Genomic DNA, 17,332 nt, shown 5'->3' on the forward strand with positions numbered 1-17,332 from the left:
GCCGGACCGGGCGACGGGCCCGGGAGGTCCCGACGTCACCCCGGCGTGCCGCCGCTCCCCCGCCGCCGGGACCTGACGACGGCCACCACGTCGGAGGCGTGCAGCAGGCCGAAGTGCCGCGAGTCCACGCTGCGCCGCGGGTTGTCCCCGAGGACGGCGATCCGCCCGGCGGGCACGAGCCCGCCGCCCAGCACGTCGGGCAGCCGCTCGCCGCCGCCCGCGACCAGCCGCTTGACCAGCAGCGGCGGGTTGGGGGCGGTGGCGTGCGGATTGCGCACGATCACGATGTCGCCGGTCGTGCCCTCGGCCCGCCGGGCCAGCAGCCGCTGTCCCGGCCGCAGCGTCGGCTCCATGCTGACGCCCTCGACCCGGACCGACAGGAACCGCCGCCGCGCCCACACCAGGGCGGCGACGGCCACTACCGTCACGAACCCCGCCAGGCATCTCATCCGGCCGGCTCCTCGGCGTAACCGGCGGACTGCAGGGTGAACAGGCGGGCGTAGGGGCCCTGCCGGGCCATCAGCTCCTCGTGCCGTCCCCGCTCGGCCACCCGTCCCTGCTCCAGCACGACGATGAGGTCGGCGTCGCGCACGGTGTTGAGCCGGTGGGAGACGAGCAGCCCGGTGCGCCCCGCCCGCCCGGCCCGCATCCGGACGTGCACGTCGTGCTCCGCCTCGGGGTCCAGGCCGGAGCTGGGCTCGTCGAGGATCATCAGATCGGGGGCGTCGCGCAGCAGCGCGCGGGCGATGGCGACGCGCTGCCACTGCCCGCCGGACAGCTCGACCCCGGCCGGCCCGCGGCTGCCGTCGCCGTCACCCTCGCCGTCACCCTCGCCGTCACCCTCGCCGTCGCCGTCGCCGATGAAGAGCCTGGTCAGCGGGGTTCGGTAGCCGTACGGGAGGGCGGCGAGCGTGTCGTGCACGCCGGCCTGCCGGGCCGCGGCCTCGATGGCGGGCCGGTGGCCGAACCTGGCGAGGTTCCCCAGGCCGATGTTCTCGGCGGCGGTCAGGTCGTAGGCCATGTGGTCCTGGAAGACGGCGCCGATACGGGCGCGCAGGGTGGCCGGGTCGAGGCGGCGCAGGTCGGTCCCGTCCCACAGGATCGTGCCCCTGGTGGGGTCGTAGAAGCGGCACAGCAGCTTGACCACGGTGCTCTTGCCCGCGCCGTTCAGGCCGACCAGGGCGAGGCTGTGGCCGCGCGGGATGAACAGGCTGACGCCGCGCAGGATCCACGGATGCTCGTCGCCGTAGCGGAACCACACGTCGCGCAGCTCGATGCCGTGCCGCAGCTCCGGCGCCGGGGCCGCCGCCACGGGCAGGTCGGACGGAGTGCCGGCGACGTCGAGGTAGTGGCCGAACAGGCGCAGGCTCTGCGCCATCTGCGCGATCATCTGCACCATCGTGTTGAGCCCCGCCTGCGTGCCGGCCATCGCGCCGATGAACATCGCCACGTCGCCGACGCCGATCCGGCCCGCGCCCGCCGCCACGCCCGCCCAGACCAGCCCGCCTCCGGCCACCAGCGCCGCCAGCAGTTCGAGCGCGCCGTTCGCGGCCAGACGGCGCAGGTCGAGATGGCGCTCGGCGCGGTCGATGCGGGCCCGTTCGGCCAGCATCCGCCCGCGCAGGAACCCGCCGATCCCGAACAGCCGGACCTCCTTGGCGGCCTCGGCGCTGGTCAGGAGCTGGCCGTAGAACAGCTCCCGCCGCTCGGCGTGGCTGGTCTGCCAGAGCATCGCCACCTGCCTCCTGGCCAGGCGCAGCTGTACGACGAGCGCCGGCACGAGCGAGGCCAGCACGACGGCCGCCAGCCACGGATCGACCACGGCCAGCACGCCGAGGAATCCGGTGACGGTCAGCGCGGCCCTGCCGGCGTCGAAGGCGGACCCCAGCAGCGTGGGGCAGGTGACGGTGGCCTGCTGCGCCAGCCGCAGCCGGTCCAGGAACGCGGGGTCCTCGAAGTGGCGCAGCCCGGCGAAGCGTTCGGTGGCGGCGAACAGCCGGTCGGTGGCGCGCAGTCCGGCGGCCCTGCCCAGGGCGGCGTTTGCGTAGCCGGACAGGCTCGGCAGCACGCCGGCGGCCAGCCCGCTCGCCGCCAGCCATAGCGCCGGGCCCGCCACCGATCCGCCGTGGGCGGTCAGCGCGTCGAACACGGCCTTGGTGAACCATGCCGCGGCGATCGGGACGGCGGCCTGCGCCAGGGCGGCCGCCAGGTAGCCGACGACCATGGCCGGCGCGCTGCTCCAGGCCAGCCGGGCGACCGCGAGCGGCCCGGACCGCTCAGCCACGCGCGACCGCCGTCACGCCGGCCAGGTCGTGGCCGGCCGCGAGCACGGTACGGCGGTCGTCGACGAGGAAGACCTTGGGGAAGACCTCGACCTTGAACGCCCGCGCCGGCTGCCCGCCGTCGGGCTCGCCGGCGAAGACCGTGGCCACCGGGTCGAGCAGTGCGCGCATGGGCTCCGCCTCGCCGGGCAGGCCCGCGATCACGGCGACGACCTGCTCGCGCGGCATCGTGGCGGCCAGTTCGGCGAACCGGGGGACCAGTTCCTCGCACGGCGCGCAGGACGGGGAGAAGAAGCCGACCAGCGTGCGCGCGGGCAGGTCGATCCCCGGCAGGAACTCCGCGGCCCTGTCGCCGGGTTCGAGCGAGGGCGGCGGGCCGCCGGCGAACCCGTCCAGGGCGTCGAGCCGTTCGGCGTGCGCCCGCAACCGGCGGACGATGCCCAGGCCCACCATCAGATTGAGCACGGTCAGCACCGCCAGCACCAGCACGGCCGCCGCCAGGGCGTGAATCACTGTTACCTCCTCGTCGCCGGGGGCAGCGGGCCGGACCCCGTTCGGCGGAGCCCGGCCCGTGGCGTCGGCTCGCGGCGCCTACAGGTGGATCGCGCTGCCTACAGGCAGTACGTCGACCAGCCGTTGCACCTGACGCCCTTGTCGCCGTAGTCGCAGCAGCGGCGGCACAGGCCGTTCTTGCGCTCGACCCAGCAGCCGGCCGCCGCCGCGGTCACCTCGGGGACGAGACGCGCGACGAGACGGTCGCAGAGTCCGGTGAGAGTACGCATGTACCACTGCCTTCCGTGATCCCCGCCGGACGCGGCCCGGCGGGAGGACGAACTGACCCGGGTAGCCTCACCCGGCCGTCTGAGCGATTTCTCAATGACTTCTCAATGCCGTCTCGAAGACATGACAACGCGGGATGAACCGGTCTCCCTTGATTAGGCTCGGAGATCATGATGATTCGGTTGCTCGGACCGGTGGAGCTGGAGCGCGCGGATCAGACCGGACCGGTACGGCCTCCGCAGGCCGCGCTCGCGCTCACCGCGCTGGCCTGGGAGGTGGGCCGGGTCGTTCCCGTCGAGACGCTGCTGGCCCGGATCTGGGGCGAGCGGGTGCCGCCGGGCGCGCGGAACACGCTGCACACGATCATCACCCGGCTGCGCCGGCAGGTGCTCGGCGACGAGGGCCGCGTGCTGCGCCGGGTCGGCGGCTATCTGCTCGACGTGTCCGAACCGGGCGTGGACCTGCGGCGGTTCCGGGCCCTGGCCGAGGAGGCGGCGACGGCGGCCGATCCCCGTCCGCCGCTGGAGGAGGCCCTGGCGTTGTGGCGCGGCGACCCGCTGACGGGGCTGCCGGGCGAATGGACCGCGCGGGTGCGGCGGCGGCTGTGGGAGGAGCGCAAGGAGGTCGTACTGCGCTGGGCCCGTACGGTGTCGGCCGAGGACCCCGGGGCCGCGGTCGCGGCACTGTCGCCGCTGGCCGAGGCGTACCCGCTGGACGAGCTGGTGGCCGCCGCGCTCATCGGGGCGCTGCACGAGGGCGGCCGGACCGCCGAGGCGCTGGCCCGCTATGCCGGCGTACGCCGCACCCTGGCCGAGGAGCTGGGCGTCGAACCCGGCGCCGCCCTCCGCGATCTCCACCACCAGCTCCTGCGAACAGGCGCGACAGGCCGGACACGCGGGACAAACCGCCAGGCGACGCCGGAGCCCCGGCCCGACCCGCCGGACGGGGACGCACCGGGCGGGGACGCGCCGGACGGGGACGCACCGGGCAGGGACGCGCCGAGTGTGACGGCGTCGCCGGTTCCCGCGCAGTTGCCCGCCCGGCTCGCCGGTTTCGTGGGCCGCAAGGCCGAGCTGGAGCGCCTGGCCGATTCCGCGGCCGTCTGGGTGATCTCGGGACCGCCCGGCGTCGGCAAGTCCTCGCTGGCGCTGCACTGGGCGCACCACCACCGCGACCGGTTCCCCGGCGGCCAGCTCTACGCCCGTCTCGGCGCCCTCGACCCGGCAGACGCCTCGGCCGTGCTGCCCCGCTTCCTGGGCGCGCTCGGCGTGCCGGAGTCCCGGATCCCGCTGGGCGTCGAGGACCGGACCGGGCTCTACCGCAGTCTGCTGGCCACCCGCCGGGTGCTCGTCCTGCTGGACGACGCCCGCGCCGCCGACCAGGTCACCCCCCTCCTGGCCACCGCGCCCGGCTGCCTGACGCTGATCACCAGCCGGACGGAGCTGCCCGCGCTGTCGGTCACCACGGGCGCGTCCCTGCTGCACCTGGACACCCTCACCGCCGACGAGTCCCGCCACCTCCTGGCCAACCGGGTGGGCGAGGCGCGCCTGGCCGCCGAGCCCGAGGCCGCGGAGGTGATCATCGACCGGTGCGGCCGGCTGCCGCTGGCCCTGGCCATCGTCGCCGCCCGGACGGTACGCCGGTCCGACCTGCCGCTGGCCGACATCGCCGCCGATCTGGAACGCGCGGGCGCCGATCTGGAGCCGTTCGCCGACGCCGATCCGGCGATCGACCTGCGCGCCGTGTTCGGCCGGTCCTACCGGGAGCTCCCGCAGGCGGCGGCGCGGCTGTTCCGCCTGCTCGGGCAGGCGCCCCCGCACCTCCCGCCGGCCGCGGTCGCGAGCCTGGCCGGCCTGCCCGTGGAGCGGACCCGCAGGCTCGTGGACCTTCTGCACCGGGCCAACCTCGTCGAGCTGTCCGACCGCGACCGCCCGAGGCTGCACGACCTGCTGCGGGCCTACGCCGCCGAGCAGGCCCGCGCCACCGACCGGCCCGCGGCCCGCGGGGCCGCGACCCGCCGCCTGCTGGACCACTACCTGCACTCGGCCTGCGCGGCCAGCGCCGCCTGCTACCCCTACCGTGAGCGCGTCCGGCGGGAGCGGCCCGCCCGCGGCGTCACTCCGGAGCGCTTCGCCGGCCCGGCCGAGGCTCTGAGCTGGTACGCCACGGAGTCGGCGGCGCTGCCCGCGCTGGTGGACGAGGCCGCGCGGGCGGGGCTGGACCGGCATGCCTGGCAGCTCGCCTGGGGGTTCGGCGAGTTCATGCAGCGCCGCGGCCTGTGGGAGGAGAGCCTGCGCGTCCAGACGGTGGCACTGGAGTGCGCCGCGCGGCTCGGCGACCGGCTGGCGCGGGCCGGATGCCACAGCGGCCTGGCGCGCGCGCACGCCAGGCTCGGCTCCGACCGGCGGGCGGTCGAGCACTTCGACCGGGCCATCGAGCTGCACCAGGGCCTCGGCGAGCCGGTCCTGGAGGCGCACCTGCACCTCGGCCTGGCCGTCGCGGTCGGCCGGGTGCGGCCGGGCGAGGAGCTGCGGCACGCGCTGCGGGCCCAGGAGCTGTTCGAGGAGGGCGGCGATGCCATCGGCCAGGCCCGCGCGCTGAACACCGCGGGCTGGTGGCGTGCCCAGCTCGGCCGGTACGACCAGGCGTACGCCGACTGCCGGCGGGCGCAGCGCATCCTGGCCGACCTCGGCTACGCCCAGGGCGAGGGCCACGCGTGGGACAGCATCGCGTACGTGCTGGAGGCCAAGGGCGACCGCCTGGGCGCGGTGGCCTGCTACGAACGGGCGGCCGCGCTCCTGCTGTCCTGCGACGACCTGCACCCTGCCGCCCAGACGCTGGTCCGGCTCGGCGAGACGCACGCCGCCGCCGGCGACCGCGCGCGCGCCCTGAACGCCTGGCGGCAGGCCGTGGAGTGCTACGAGACGCTCGGCGACGCTGAGGCCGAGACGATCCGCACCCGCTGCGCGGTCCTGTGCCGCCACTGACCAGGCGGACCCCTGGAAGGGCGCTCAGACGGCCAGGCGGGCGAGGATGCGGGCGAACTCCGGCGGCGGGGCCACCACCAGCCTCGTCTGCCCCTGCTGCAACACGATGTCGGCCTTGATGAGCGTCAGCCGTCCACGGTGCCACCAGTAGACCTGCGCGCTCAGCCCGCCGGTGCGGGCCGCGTGCACCCGCAGGCGTTCGATGGCGCGCACCACCCCGATGCCGTCCACCGGGCGCACCAGCACCGTGTACGGGTCCGGCAGCACCACCAGCACCCCGTCGGCGGGCACCGTGAGGTGGTCGCCGAGCCAGCGCAGGTGCGTGGCGGCCGACGGGTGGGCGCCGGTCAGCCGGGTCACCGGCGTGCCGCCCAGCTCGATGCGCTCGACCTGCAGCCGCTCGGCCCGCCGGACGTTCGCCACGGCCAGGTCGAGCGCCTGAGCCGTCGGGACGGGCCAGCAGCCGGCCTCCTCGGGCCGCACCAGGCGCGAGCCGACGGTCAGCAGCTCCACCAGGTCGGCGTTGAGGTGCCGCCCCACCACCCGGGTCAGGTCGGGGACCTCGTCCACCGCCTCGACCCGGGTGCGCAGCAGGGGCGCGGCCTGGTCGAGGTCGCAGGCGTCGTAACGCTCGTCGGCGGTGGCCAGGGCGTGCGCGAGGTGCTCGGAGACCAGCACCGGCCAGTCCTCCCTGGCCCGGCGCCCGGCCTCGCGGCGCAGTCCGGTCAGCCGCACCACCAGCTCGGCGACGCCGTCGCCGCGCAGGGTCAGCGACGCGCCGTCGCGGGCGAACTCGCACACGAACCCCAGGGACTCCGCGACGAGGCCGAGCAGGGAGTCGAGGTCGACGTCCTCGATCGGCCGGCGGGAGGGCTCCCGGTCACGCCTGAAGAAGCTCACACACCGTCCCCTCTGTCGGATTCGTCCCTTTAGGTGTCTTCCTACCTTGCCTGCTCGCCGTCGCGGAACGGACCAGCCAGGGAGCACGATTCGGTATCGATAACCCCAAGCTCCCCCAGCCACACGCTCATCTGTGGTGACCCGTGCCCCACAGGAAGCCCGGCCACCACGGGCACCCCGAGCGGCGCGAGCCGGTCGGCCAGCACCGGGTACGGATCGCCGCAGTCCACCCACGACCCGAGCGCGATCCCCCGCACGCCGTCGAACGCCCCGGCCTGCAGCAGTTGCGTCAGCATCCGGTCGATCCGGTACGGCTCCTCCCCGATGTCCTCCAGCAGCACCAGCTTGCCGTCGAACGACGGCTGGTACCGGGTGCCGCACATCGAGGCGAGCAGCGACAGGTTGCCCCCGGTGAGCACGCCCTCGGCCCGTCCGGGCACCAGCACCCGGTCGCCCCGCACGGTCGCGCTCTCCCCGGCCAGCGCCGCCCACAGGCTCTCCCACGAAAGCGGCTCGGGGCCCTGCTCGGCGGCGATCGTGTCGCAGGCGGTCATCGGGCCGTGCAGCGTGGGCACGCCCAGCTCGATCGCGAAGGCGTTGTGCAGGGCCGTGATGTCGCTCGACCCGACCAGCACCTTGGGCCCGGCCGCGCGCATGGCGTCCCAGTCGAGCAGGCCGAGCAGCCGGGCCGCGCCGTAGCCGCCCCGGCCGCAGAACACCACCGACACGGCCGGGTCGCACCAGGCGGCCTGGAGGTCGGCGGCGCGGGCGGCGTCCTGGCCGGCCAGGTAGTCGAGGTCCTGGCGGTCGAGCGCGTGCGCCCCGGCCACCACCTTCAGCCCGAGGGCCTCCAACCGCTCGACGCCGCGCTGGAACAGGACGGGTGAGGGCGGCCCCGACGGCATGACGATCGCGACGGTGTCACCTTGCTGCATCGGTCAACTCCTGCCCGCCTGGGAGCGCCGGGGCCCGGGTAAGCACCGAAACGCTGATTGGCTCGTTCACCTGCCAAACGGTGTCACACTTGTGGTCCAGTATGCGACTTCCGCCCCACATCCTCGTGGTCAACGGCATCAAGGTCCGCAGGCCCGTCTTCCTGCTCGGCGCCCCGCACTCCGGCGCGGACCTGCTGGCCCGCGCCCTCAAACGCTCCCCCGGCTTCCACGTCACGACCGGCCGCGCGAGCGTGGCGCACGTCGTGTACGCCTTCGCCCGCAAACCGTCCATCGGCCGCACGTCGGGCGCGGTCCGCGTGCTGCGGGACGCGCTGGCCGAGTCCTGGCAGGTCTCCCCGCGCTCGTGCGGGCAGTGCGCCGAGCCGTGCCGCGAGGCGGGCGGGGTGACCGGCAGCGGGCCGTGCGTGGACCCCGGCGAGGTGACGCGGTTCGGCGACGGCAGCCCCGACCTGCTCTACAGCGCGCCCGTGCTGCTCCAGGCGTTCCCCGACGCCCGGTTCGTGCAGCTCATCAGGGACGGCAGGGACGCCGTCGCCGGCATGCTCGGCGACCCGGCGTGCCTGGCCTGGTTCAAGCCCGCGATGCTCTCCGACAGCACCGAGTTCCCCAACGCCTTCCTCGGCGTCAACAAGGACGAGCACCTCGACCGGTGGAAGGGCATGCCCGCGGCGGGCAAGGCGGCGCTGCGCTGGCGCAGCGCCGTGCGGCTGAGCGCCGAGCTGCGCCGGGAGCTGCCCGAGCGGCAGCTGCTCACCGTCCGCTACGAGGACCTGGCGCTCAAGCCCGCCGACACGCTCGCCGTGCTCACCGAGTTCCTGGAGACGCGGGTGTCCAAGATCGCGCTGTACGGCTCGCGCGCCCCCGAGGTCGGCGCCTGGCGGGCCCGGCTGCGGCCGGCCGACCTGGAGCTGGTGGAGAAGGTCGCCCGGCAGGAGCTCACCCGCTTGGGCTATCTCCCGAGCTGAACTGGGTGCGGTAGAGCTCGGCGTAGTGGCCGCCGCGCGCCAGCAGCTCCTCGTGCCGGCCGCGCTCGGCCACGCGCCCGTCGTGCACGACGAGGATCTCGTCGGCCTCCCTGATCGTGGACAGCCGGTGGGCGATGACCAGCGACGTACGGCCGTGCAGGGCCGTCTTGAGCGCGAGCTGCACGGCCGCCTCGGACTCGGAGTCGAGGTGCGCGGTCGCCTCGTCGAGCACGACCACGCGCGGCGCCTTCAGCAGCAGCCTGGCCAGCGCCAGCCGCTGCTTCTCGCCGCCGGACAGCCGGTAGCCGCGGTCGCCGACGACGGTGTCGAGCCCGTCGGGCAGCCCCTCGACCAGGTCGCCGATCTGCGCGGCCCGCAGCGCGTCGCGGATCTCCTCCTCGCTCGCTCCGGGCCTGGCGTAGCGGAGGTTGGCCTCGATCGTGTCGTGGAACAGGTGGGCGTCCTGCATGACGACGCCGACGGTGTCGCGCAGCGAGTCGAGCGTGGCCTCGCGCACGTCGAGCCCGTTGATCCGGACGGCCCCCTCGTTGACGTCGTAGAGCCGGGAGACCAGGGAGGTGATGGTGGTCTTGCCCGCGCCGGAGTGGCCGACCAGCGCGATCATCTCGCCGGGCCGGGCGGTGAAGGAGACGCCCTTCAGCACCTCCTGCGACGGGCCCCCGGAGTCCTGGCGGGCCACCGACTCCAGGGACGCCAGCGAGACCTCCTCGGCCGCCGGGTAGCGGAAGCGCACGTCGTCGAACTCGATGGTGACCGGGCCCTCGGGCACCGGACGCGCGCCGGGCCGCTGGGCGACCATCGGCTTGAGGTCGAGGATCTCGAAGACGCGGTCGAAGCTGACCAGCGCCGTCATCACGTCGACGTGCACGTTGGACAGGGACGTCAGCGGGCCGTACAGGCGCATCAGCAGGGCGGTCAGGGCCACCAGCGTGCCCAGCTCGAAGGCGCCGCCGACGGCGAGCACGCCGCCGATGCCGTAGACCAGCGCGGTGGCCAGGGCGGCGACCAGGCCGAGTGCCACCCGGAAGACCGTGCCGTACATGCCGACGGTCACGCCGACGTCGCGGACGCGCCCGGCCCGGGCGGCGTAGGTGGCCGCGTCGTCCTCGGGCCGGCCGTAGAGCTTGGCGACCATGGCGCCGGCCACGTTGAAGCGCTCGGTGGTGACCGAGCTCATCTCGGCGTCGAGCTGCATCTGCTCGCGGGTCAGCGCGGACATGCGCCGGCCGACGTACTTGGCGGGCACGATGAAGATCGGCAGCAGCACCAGCGCGACCAGCGTGACCTGCCACGACAGCGCCAGCATCGCGCCCAGCACCAGGACCAGGCTGACCACGTTGGACACCACGGACGACAGCGTGCTGGTCAGCGCGCGCTGGGCGCCGATCACGTCGCTGTTGAGCCGGCTGACCAGCGCGCCGGTCTGGGCCCGCATGAAGAAGGCCACCGGCATGCGCTGCACGTGGTCGAAGACCTCGGTGCGCAGGTCGTAGATGAGCCCCTCGCCGATGCGCGCGGAGAACCAGCGCTGCGCCAGCGTCAGCGCGGCGTCGAGGACGGCGAGCGCGGCGATGGCCACGGCCAGGCCGATCACCACGTCGGTGCGGCCGGTCAGGATGCCGTCGTCGATGATCGCCTTCATCAAGAGCGGGTTGGCCACCACGATCACCGCCCCGGCCACCACGAGCAGCAGGAACGCCGCGATCTTCCTGAGGTGCGGGCGCGCGTGCCGGCCGATGCGCCGGACCGTGCCCGGCGCGATGCGCTGCTTGGTCACCGAGCCGTCGCGGCGCAGTGACATCCAGACCTGAGGGCCGAAGCCCCCTCCCATCATCGCCATACGGGGGATCCCTCCTCCTCCCCCGGATTCAGCGTCGCGAGGACCTCCGGCGATTCCGCGATCCGCTCACGGCGAACCGGAGCCCCGCCTCCGGCCGGCCGTCCTAACGCGGGCCGAACAGGGCTTTGATGCGCTTGGCCTGCTCCCTGCCCTCGGCCGCGCTCTGCTCCTCCAGGGTGCGCGCCCGCGCCCCCTGGAGGAGGCGCTTCGTCGCCACCGCCGCGTCCCGGTTCGTCGACAGCAGCTCCGCGATCTTGTTCTGTACGGTCTTGTCCAGGTCGCCCCCGGCGACCACCTGCTCCGCGAGGCCGATGCGCATGGCCTCCTCGGCGTACACGTTCCTGGCGGTCAGGCAGATGTCGATCGCCTTGGCCAGTCCGACCAGCTCGACCAGCGGTTTGGTCCCCGTCAGATCCGGGACCAGGCCCAGTGCGGGCTCTTTCATGCAGAAGGTGACGTCGTCGGCCACGATGCGCAGGTCACAGGCGAGCGCGAGCTGGAACCCCGCGCCGATCGCGTGGCCCTGCACGGCGGCGATGGAGACGATCTCCGGGCGGCGCAGCCACAGGAAACCGTCCTGTGCCTGACGTATGCGCTGCTCGAAGGTCTCGCCGTCGGTTGCGGCGGCCGAGCTGAACGAGCCCTGTCCGGGCACTCCCTCCGGTGTGAACATCCGCAGGTCGATTCCTGCCGAGAAGGACGGTCCCTCACCTTTCACGACGACGACGCGCACCTGTTCGGGAAGGCTCTCCCCGATGCGAGCCAACGCCGACCATGTCGCGAACGTCTGGGCGTTGCGCTTTTCCGGCCGGTCCAGCGTGATCGTCGCTATCTCACCGTCCACCTCATAGCGAAGCCCGATCTCCGCCAGCCTTTCGGCAGAGACGTCCTCCGCGTTCCCCCCGCGCTGTGGTGCCTGTGCTTCCGCCATCGCCTGCTCCCTGTGTCCGGTCGCGCACGGGGTGCGCCACCAAGGCTGACCGTCGCGCCCGAGCTTACAGAATATGATTCTGGCTCGGGCGCGACAGCGGCTGACTAGGGACGGGCGGCTGCGGTCGCACGTTCCGAGGCAGCCGTCAGCGCTTGGTCTTGCCTCGAGTCGCCCCGCCGCGCCCGCGCAGAGTCACACCGGACTCGCTAAGGATGCGGTGGATGAACCCGTAAGACCGACCGGTCGAAGCGGCCAGGGCGCGGATGCTCTCGCCCTGTGCGTAGCGCTTCTTGAGATCGCCGGCCAGTTTTTCCCGGTCGGCCCCGGTGACCCGGGTGCCCTTCTTCAGTGTCTCGGCCACGAGTACCTCCTGTAGTGCCGGACTTCCGCAGCGTTACTCCGCCATGATCAGTCATTTCAGCGGGATCGGCTACCTACTCCACGGGAAAAGATCCGTACCCACTCAAATTAAGATCAGGCAAGTGCCACAAGATCGGAAAATTCGTCGCTCCACGCGTCTTCAGTTCCGTCAGGCAGCAAGATCACCCTATCCGGTGACAAGGCGTCAACGGCACCCTCGTCATGGGTGACGAGGACGATTGCTCCTGAATACGACCTCAGAGCGTTGAGAACCTGCTCACGGCTGACCGGATCGAGGTTGTTCGTGGGCTCGTCGAGCAGCAGGACGTTGGCGCTCGACAGCACCAGGATCGCCAGCGCGAGCCGGGTCTTCTCGCCGCCGGACAGGACACCGGCGGGCTTGTCGACGTCGTCGCCGGAGAACAGGAACGAGCCGAGGACCTTGCGCAGCTCGGTGTCGGTGAACTCGCCGCCCGCCGAGCGCATGTTCTCCAGGAGCGTGCGGGAGGGGTCGAGGGTCTCGTGTTCCTGGGCGTAGTAGCCGACCTTCAGGCCGTGGCCGGGCCGCAGCTCGCCGGTGTCGGGGGACTCGATGCCGCCGAGAATGCGCAGCAGCGTGGTCTTGCCGGCGCCGTTGAGGCCGAGGATGACGACCCTGTGACCTCGGTCGATGGCCACGTTGACGTCGGTGAACACCTCCAGGGAGCCGTAGGACTTCGACAGGCCCTCGGCCATCAGCGGCGTGCGGCCGCACGGCAGCGGCTCGGGGAAGCGCAGCCGGGCGACCTTGTCGCTCTGGCGCTCCTCCTCGGTGCCGGCCAGCAGGCGGTGGGCGCGGCGCATCATGTCCTGGGCCGCCTTGGCCTTGGTGGCCTTGGCGCGCATCTTGTCGGCCTGGGCCAGCAGCGCGCCCGCCTGCTTCTCGGCGTTGGCGCGCTCGCGCTTCCTGCGCTTCTCGTCGGTCTCGCGCTGGGCCAGGTAGGCCGTCCAGCCGACGTTGTAGTGGTCGATCACCGAGCGGTTGGCGTCGAGGTGGAGGACCTTGTTGACCGTGGCTTCAAGAAGGCCGACGTCGTGACTGATGATCACCAAGCCACCTTGATGAGAGCGCAAAAAATCACGAAGCCACCCGATTGAGTCCGCATCTAGGTGGTTTGTCGGCTCGTCGAGAAGGAGAGTTTCCGCTCCGCTGAAAAGAATTCGCGCCAATTCCACGCGGCGCCGCTGACCGCCGGAAAGCGTTTGCAACGTCTGCCCGAGGACCCGGTCGGGCAGGCCGAGGCTGGAGGCGATGGAGGCGGCCTCGGACTCGGCCGCGTAGCCGCCGAGCACGTGCATCTGGTCTTCGAGCCTGCCGTACTGCCTGACGGCCTTCTCGCGGGTGCGCTCGTCGGCGGAGGACATGCCGACCTCGGCCTCGCGCAGCTTGCGCAGGACCTCGTCGAGGCCGCGCGCGGACAGGATGCGGTCGCGGGCCAGCACCTGTAGGTCGCCCGTACGGGGGTCCTGGGGCAGGTAGCCGATGCTGCCTGAGGAGGTGACCGAGCCCGCGGCGGGCAGCGCCTCCCCCGCGAGCACCTTGGTCAGGGTGGTCTTGCCCGCGCCGTTGCGGCCGACCAGCCCTATCTTGTCGCCGGGGTTGACCCGGAAGGAGGCGTTCTCGATGAGCAGGCGCGCGCCCGCGCGCAGCTCGATGTCACTGGCGATGATCATATTGGCGGACACTCCCGAGCTAGGAAACGAGGATTGGGCGTGCGACCGCCGGTCAATCGGGAGTATGCATACAGATCAGTGTAGGGCCCCCGTGCCAGGCACTACCTCTGCTTATAGGGGCTCCAGGTGCCCTCCGGTACGCGTGGGACAGGGGTCGTCAGACCGGCAGCGCGGTCGCGGCGCCGGCGGCCATCCCGTCGAGCATGAGGTGCAGGTACTTCTCCGGACGGGCGGCCACGGGGCCGGGCAGCCCGTCGGGGTGGCAGGTGAAGACGTTGAGCAGGCTGACGACGTCCTCCCAGGTCACGTCGGGACGCATGCCGCCCTCGGCCTGGGCCCGGCGGACGAGCCCCTGGAGCAGCCCCACCCAGCGTTCCTTGCTCTCGGCGAACTCCGCCGTGCCCGCGATGGCCTCCTGCGGCAGGTGGGCCAGCGCGGCGGCCAGCGCGACGCGACCCGGGGCGGCGGCCCACAGCACGAAGCCGCGCAGCGCGCTCCAGGCGTCCCGCTCGGCGTCGACGGCGTGCTCCAGGGCCTCGGCCAGCGACTGGACGTAATGCTCGCCCAGCGCGGCGATGAGCGCGTCGCGGTCGGGGAAGCGGCGATAGAGGGTGCCGACGCCGACGCCGGCCTGCCGCGCGATGAGCTCCATGGGCGCGTTGACGCCGCGCTCGGCCATCACCCGGGCGGCCGCGTCGAGGATCTTGACCAGGTTCCTTCTGGCGTCCGCGCGCACGTCCCGACCTCCTAAGTGGACGAACTGTTTCCGCTTAGTGTACCGTCCGAGCAAGCGGACGAAGAGATTCCACTTAGGAGGCCATCATGATCGTGATCACCGGCGCGACCGGTTCCATCGGCCGGGCCCTGGTCGCCCAGCTCGCCGGCCAGGACGTGCTCGCGGTGTCGCGTACGCCCGCCGACCTCGGCGTACCGCACGCCGTCGGGGACTTCACCCGGCCGGAGACGATCGGCCGGCTGCTGTCCCCCGGCGACCGGCTGTTCCTCAACAGCTCGCCGTTCCCCGGGTTCGCCGAGCGGCTCAACGAGGTCATCGACCTGGCCGCCGAGGCGGGCGTGGCGCAGATCGTCGAGGTCTCGGTCCGCGACGCCGCCCCCGGCGCCGCGCTCAGCGCCGGGCCCCACGGCGAGGTCGACGAGCACCTGCGGGCCTCCGGGGTGCCGCACGCCGTCCTGCAGCCGACCGGGTTCATGCAGAACCTGCTCGGCGAGGTGCGCGGCGACCGCTTCCACGGCTCCTGGGGCACCGGCGGGATGAACTACATCGACGCCAGGGACATCGCCGCGGTGGCCGCCGCCCTGCTGACCCGGCCGGTGGGCGCGTCGGGCTCGTACCTGCTGACCGGGCCCGAGTCGCCCACCCACGAGGAGATCGCGGCGACGATGACCCGCGTGCTCGGGCGTCCCGTCTCCTACGTGGACCTGCCGGTGCCCGAGATGGCCGCGCGGCTGGCCGGTCAGGGGATCCCGGAGCCGTTCGCCACCGAACTGGCCACCACGCAGGCGACGCTGAGCCGGACCGGCTGGGCGGAGATCACCACGACCGTCGAGGACGTCACCGGCCGCCCGCCCCGCACCCTGGCCGCCTTCGTCGCCGACCACGCCGACGCCTTCCTCCCGGCGTCCTGACCGCCTGATCGCACCCTCAGGGCTCAGGACGGGTCGACCACCCGGATCAGGACGGCCCGGAACCGGGCGGGCGCGTCGCGCAGGACCGCGAGCCTCGGGTCGGGCACCACCAGGAACGGCTCGCTCTCCAGCGCGAACACCGGCGCGAGCCGCCGGTCGCCGCGCAGCGCGTCGACCGCCCGCCGGTCACCGCCGAGCACCACCGCCTCCAGCTCCCCGAGCCGCGGCACCAGCACCCGCGCCGCCGTCTCCGCCGCGCTGTCGAACGCCTGGGCCGCCTGCTTCTGCCGCCTCCTGGCGAAGCGCTGCTGCGACCACCCGCCGGCCGCGGTACGTCCCTGCACCAGCCGGGAGCCGACCTTGGAGTCCAGCAGCTCGGCGCCGTGGAACACCCCGGCCGCGTACCCGCCGAGCCGGACCAGCAGCACGCCCACCCGCCGCGCGGCCTGCGCGTGCGCGACCAGCCTGGTCACGTGCGGCGGGCCGGGGGTCATGGGCGGGAACGGCACGTGCAGCTCGGCCAGCGCGCCGTCGGCGGCGGTCAGGCGGACCACGCGGTCGTCGCCGGCGGCCTCGAAGGGGCCGTGGCGGCCGGCGAACCCGTCGATCCAGGGGTGCACGCGCTCGGGCGGCACCGTGACCCAGCGGCCGCCGCCTCTGGCCGGACGCGCGCTCATGCGGGAAGGGTAACCGAACGCCATTCCCTTCATGAGAAGGGGGGAACTATAGCGGAAATGTCGGTGAACTTCGTTTCGGGGGGCTTCTGCCGTAACCGTGCCGGTCGGATCATCTGAACGTGTCCTCCCTGCTCACCAGCCCCGTAGTGGATCTCGACAACGGGGCCGTCATCGCGCAGCCCGCCGTCGTCGACCCGGCGGGCGTTCTGCGGGCGGCTCCGCTGCCCATGGTGCTGCCCCTGCCCCTGCACGTGGTGCTCTCGGGCGCCGGGGCGCTGGCGCCGCTCCACGAGGCCCTGCGGCGGGCGGGCAGGCATCCTCGTGAGGCGATCCTGATGCTCAACGGAACGTGCCAGGAGCAGGACCGCCGCCTGCTGAAGGTCGGCCTCGACGGGCTGCGCACGATCGGCTACCTGCTGGGCTTCGCCGACGTGGGCGCGGGCGGCCCGGCGCTGGACGTCGTCACCGACTCCGCGCCGTACCTGCTGGCGCTGGACGAGGAGCTGGTGACCAGGTTGCCGGGCGACCACCGGGCGGCGGCGGTGGCGCGCGCGGTGGTGACGCTGGCCCGCGGGATCGGCGCGCACGTGCTGGCCCCGGGCGTCGAGCGCGAGGGGCAGGTGGCGGTGGCCCGCGGCCTGGGCGTGCGCCTGGCCCACGGCCCGCTGCTGGCGCCCGGCCCCGACGGCAAGATCCGGGTGCCGCTCCCGGTGGCCGACGAGTCGCCGGACACGCTGATGCTCGGCCCGCGGGTGCAGGAGCTGCTGCTCCCGGCGGTGACGCTGCCGGCCGGGGCCAAGGCGGAGGAGGTCGTGGCCGCGTTCGGGCACGAGCCCACGATCACCAGCGTGATCCTGGTGGACGAGTACCAGCGCCCCAAGGGCAGCCTCGACCGCAGCCGCTTCCTGCTGTCCTTCGCCGCCCGGTACGGGCACGCCCTGCACGGCGCCAAGCCCGCCCAGCGCCTGGCCGACCCGCCGCGCACGGTCCCGAGGACGACCCCCGCCATCGCCGCCATGCAGGCCGCCGGCCGGGACGCCGCCCGCATCTACGACGACCTGGTGGTCACCGACGAGCTCAACCGCTGCCTGGGCATCGTCCGGGTGTCGGACCTGATCCGCCAGATCGCCGCCATGCGGACCTGAGATGCGGACCTGAGATGCGGACCTGAGGTCCGGCTAGGTCCCGTTTCATAAGGCGTTGAGCCACTGGTTGATCGCGGCGATGACGATGACGGCTTCGTAGCGTACGGCGAGCTTGTCGTAGCGGGTTG

16 protein-coding genes are annotated in these 17,332 nt (G+C 73.3%); 4 read left to right on the top strand and 12 right to left on the bottom strand.

Going from position 1 to position 17,332, the window contains the following annotated elements:
• Window positions 1-35: 35 nt before the first annotated feature.
• The 4 genes from ABT158_RS42265 to ABT158_RS42280 all read right to left on the bottom strand — a co-directional run bounded on the left by ABT158_RS42265 (window position 36) and on the right by ABT158_RS42280 (window position 3,064).
• Window positions 36-449 (bottom strand): S26 family signal peptidase, encoded by a 414-nt coding sequence (locus ABT158_RS42265; RefSeq protein WP_352363526.1) that lies wholly within the window; start codon window positions 447-449, stop codon window positions 36-38.
• The gene (locus ABT158_RS42270; RefSeq protein ID WP_352363528.1) at window positions 446-2,284 is read right to left on the bottom strand and encodes an ABC transporter ATP-binding protein; all 1,839 of its coding nucleotides are present in this window, start codon (window positions 2,282-2,284) and stop codon (window positions 446-448) included. The genes ABT158_RS42265 and ABT158_RS42270 overlap by 4 nt, the downstream gene beginning before the upstream one ends.
• Complete coding sequence (locus ABT158_RS42275) at window positions 2,277-2,795, bottom strand: TlpA family protein disulfide reductase (protein ID WP_352363530.1); 519 nt, start codon at window positions 2,793-2,795, stop codon at window positions 2,277-2,279. The genes ABT158_RS42270 and ABT158_RS42275 overlap by 8 nt, the downstream gene beginning before the upstream one ends.
• 98 nt (window positions 2,796-2,893) lie before the next feature.
• The gene (locus ABT158_RS42280) at window positions 2,894-3,064 is read right to left on the bottom strand and encodes a hypothetical protein (protein WP_352363532.1); all 171 of its coding nucleotides are present in this window, start codon (window positions 3,062-3,064) and stop codon (window positions 2,894-2,896) included.
• A 168-nt stretch (window positions 3,065-3,232) separates the two neighbouring features.
• Here ABT158_RS42280 and ABT158_RS42285 point away from each other — a divergent pair, with 168 nt between their 5' ends.
• Window positions 3,233-6,049 (top strand): AfsR/SARP family transcriptional regulator, encoded by a 2,817-nt coding sequence (locus tag ABT158_RS42285; RefSeq protein WP_352363534.1) that lies wholly within the window; start codon window positions 3,233-3,235, stop codon window positions 6,047-6,049.
• Window positions 6,050-6,073: 24 nt separating this feature from the next.
• Here ABT158_RS42285 and ABT158_RS42290 read toward each other — a convergent pair whose 3' ends face one another.
• Both ABT158_RS42290 and ABT158_RS42295 read right to left on the bottom strand, forming a co-directional pair.
• A complete protein-coding gene (locus ABT158_RS42290; protein WP_352363536.1) occupies window positions 6,074-6,949 on the bottom strand; it encodes a hypothetical protein in 876 nt (291 codons plus the stop codon).
• 41 nt (window positions 6,950-6,990) lie between these two features.
• Window positions 6,991-7,884 (bottom strand): S66 peptidase family protein, encoded by an 894-nt coding sequence (locus ABT158_RS42295; RefSeq protein ID WP_352363538.1) that lies wholly within the window; start codon window positions 7,882-7,884, stop codon window positions 6,991-6,993.
• 101 nt (window positions 7,885-7,985) lie between these two features.
• Here ABT158_RS42295 and ABT158_RS42300 point away from each other — a divergent pair, with 101 nt between their 5' ends.
• On the top strand, window positions 7,986-8,870 hold the full coding sequence (locus ABT158_RS42300) for a sulfotransferase family protein (RefSeq protein WP_352363540.1): 885 nt from the start codon (window positions 7,986-7,988) through the stop codon (window positions 8,868-8,870).
• Here ABT158_RS42300 and ABT158_RS42305 read toward each other — a convergent pair.
• From ABT158_RS42305 to ABT158_RS42325, 5 genes are all read right to left on the bottom strand, one after another.
• On the bottom strand, window positions 8,842-10,731 hold the full coding sequence (locus ABT158_RS42305) for an ABC transporter ATP-binding protein (protein WP_352363541.1): 1,890 nt from the start codon (window positions 10,729-10,731) through the stop codon (window positions 8,842-8,844). The two genes, ABT158_RS42300 and ABT158_RS42305, sit on opposite strands and share 29 nt — an antisense overlap.
• A gap of 103 nt (window positions 10,732-10,834) precedes the next feature.
• Complete coding sequence (locus ABT158_RS42310; RefSeq protein WP_352363543.1) at window positions 10,835-11,662, bottom strand: enoyl-CoA hydratase/isomerase family protein; 828 nt, start codon at window positions 11,660-11,662, stop codon at window positions 10,835-10,837.
• Between the two features lie 145 nt (window positions 11,663-11,807).
• Window positions 11,808-12,023 carry a helix-turn-helix domain-containing protein gene (locus ABT158_RS42315; RefSeq protein WP_352363545.1) on the bottom strand — a complete coding sequence of 72 codons (216 nt, stop codon included), beginning with the start codon at window positions 12,021-12,023 and terminating at the stop codon, window positions 11,808-11,810.
• Between the two features lie 113 nt (window positions 12,024-12,136).
• Window positions 12,137-13,735, bottom strand: coding sequence for an ABC-F family ATP-binding cassette domain-containing protein (locus ABT158_RS42320; RefSeq protein WP_352363547.1), 1,599 nt, complete (start codon window positions 13,733-13,735; stop codon window positions 12,137-12,139).
• Between the two features lie 157 nt (window positions 13,736-13,892).
• A complete protein-coding gene (locus tag ABT158_RS42325) occupies window positions 13,893-14,471 on the bottom strand; it encodes a TetR/AcrR family transcriptional regulator (RefSeq protein ID WP_352363549.1) in 579 nt (192 codons plus the stop codon).
• Window positions 14,472-14,557: 86 nt separating this feature from the next.
• Here ABT158_RS42325 and ABT158_RS42330 point away from each other — a divergent pair, with 86 nt between their 5' ends.
• Window positions 14,558-15,382 (top strand): NmrA family NAD(P)-binding protein, encoded by an 825-nt coding sequence (locus tag ABT158_RS42330; RefSeq protein ID WP_352363551.1) that lies wholly within the window; start codon window positions 14,558-14,560, stop codon window positions 15,380-15,382.
• Between the two features lie 23 nt (window positions 15,383-15,405).
• On the opposite strand, the gene ABT158_RS42335 is transcribed toward ABT158_RS42330, so the two are convergent.
• Complete coding sequence (locus ABT158_RS42335; RefSeq protein ID WP_352363553.1) at window positions 15,406-16,059, bottom strand: acVLRF1 family peptidyl-tRNA hydrolase; 654 nt, start codon at window positions 16,057-16,059, stop codon at window positions 15,406-15,408.
• A gap of 119 nt (window positions 16,060-16,178) precedes the next feature.
• On the opposite strand from ABT158_RS42335, the gene ABT158_RS42340 reads away from it, so the two are divergent.
• The gene (locus ABT158_RS42340) at window positions 16,179-17,204 is read left to right on the top strand and encodes an EAL domain-containing protein (protein WP_352363555.1); all 1,026 of its coding nucleotides are present in this window, start codon (window positions 16,179-16,181) and stop codon (window positions 17,202-17,204) included.
• The last annotated feature ends 128 nt before the right edge of the window (window positions 17,205-17,332 follow it).

Origin of the sequence: Nonomuraea sp. NPDC001636 (assembly GCF_040298265.1) — a bacterium.
Taxonomy (GTDB): Bacteria; Actinomycetota; Actinomycetes; order Streptosporangiales; family Streptosporangiaceae; genus Nonomuraea.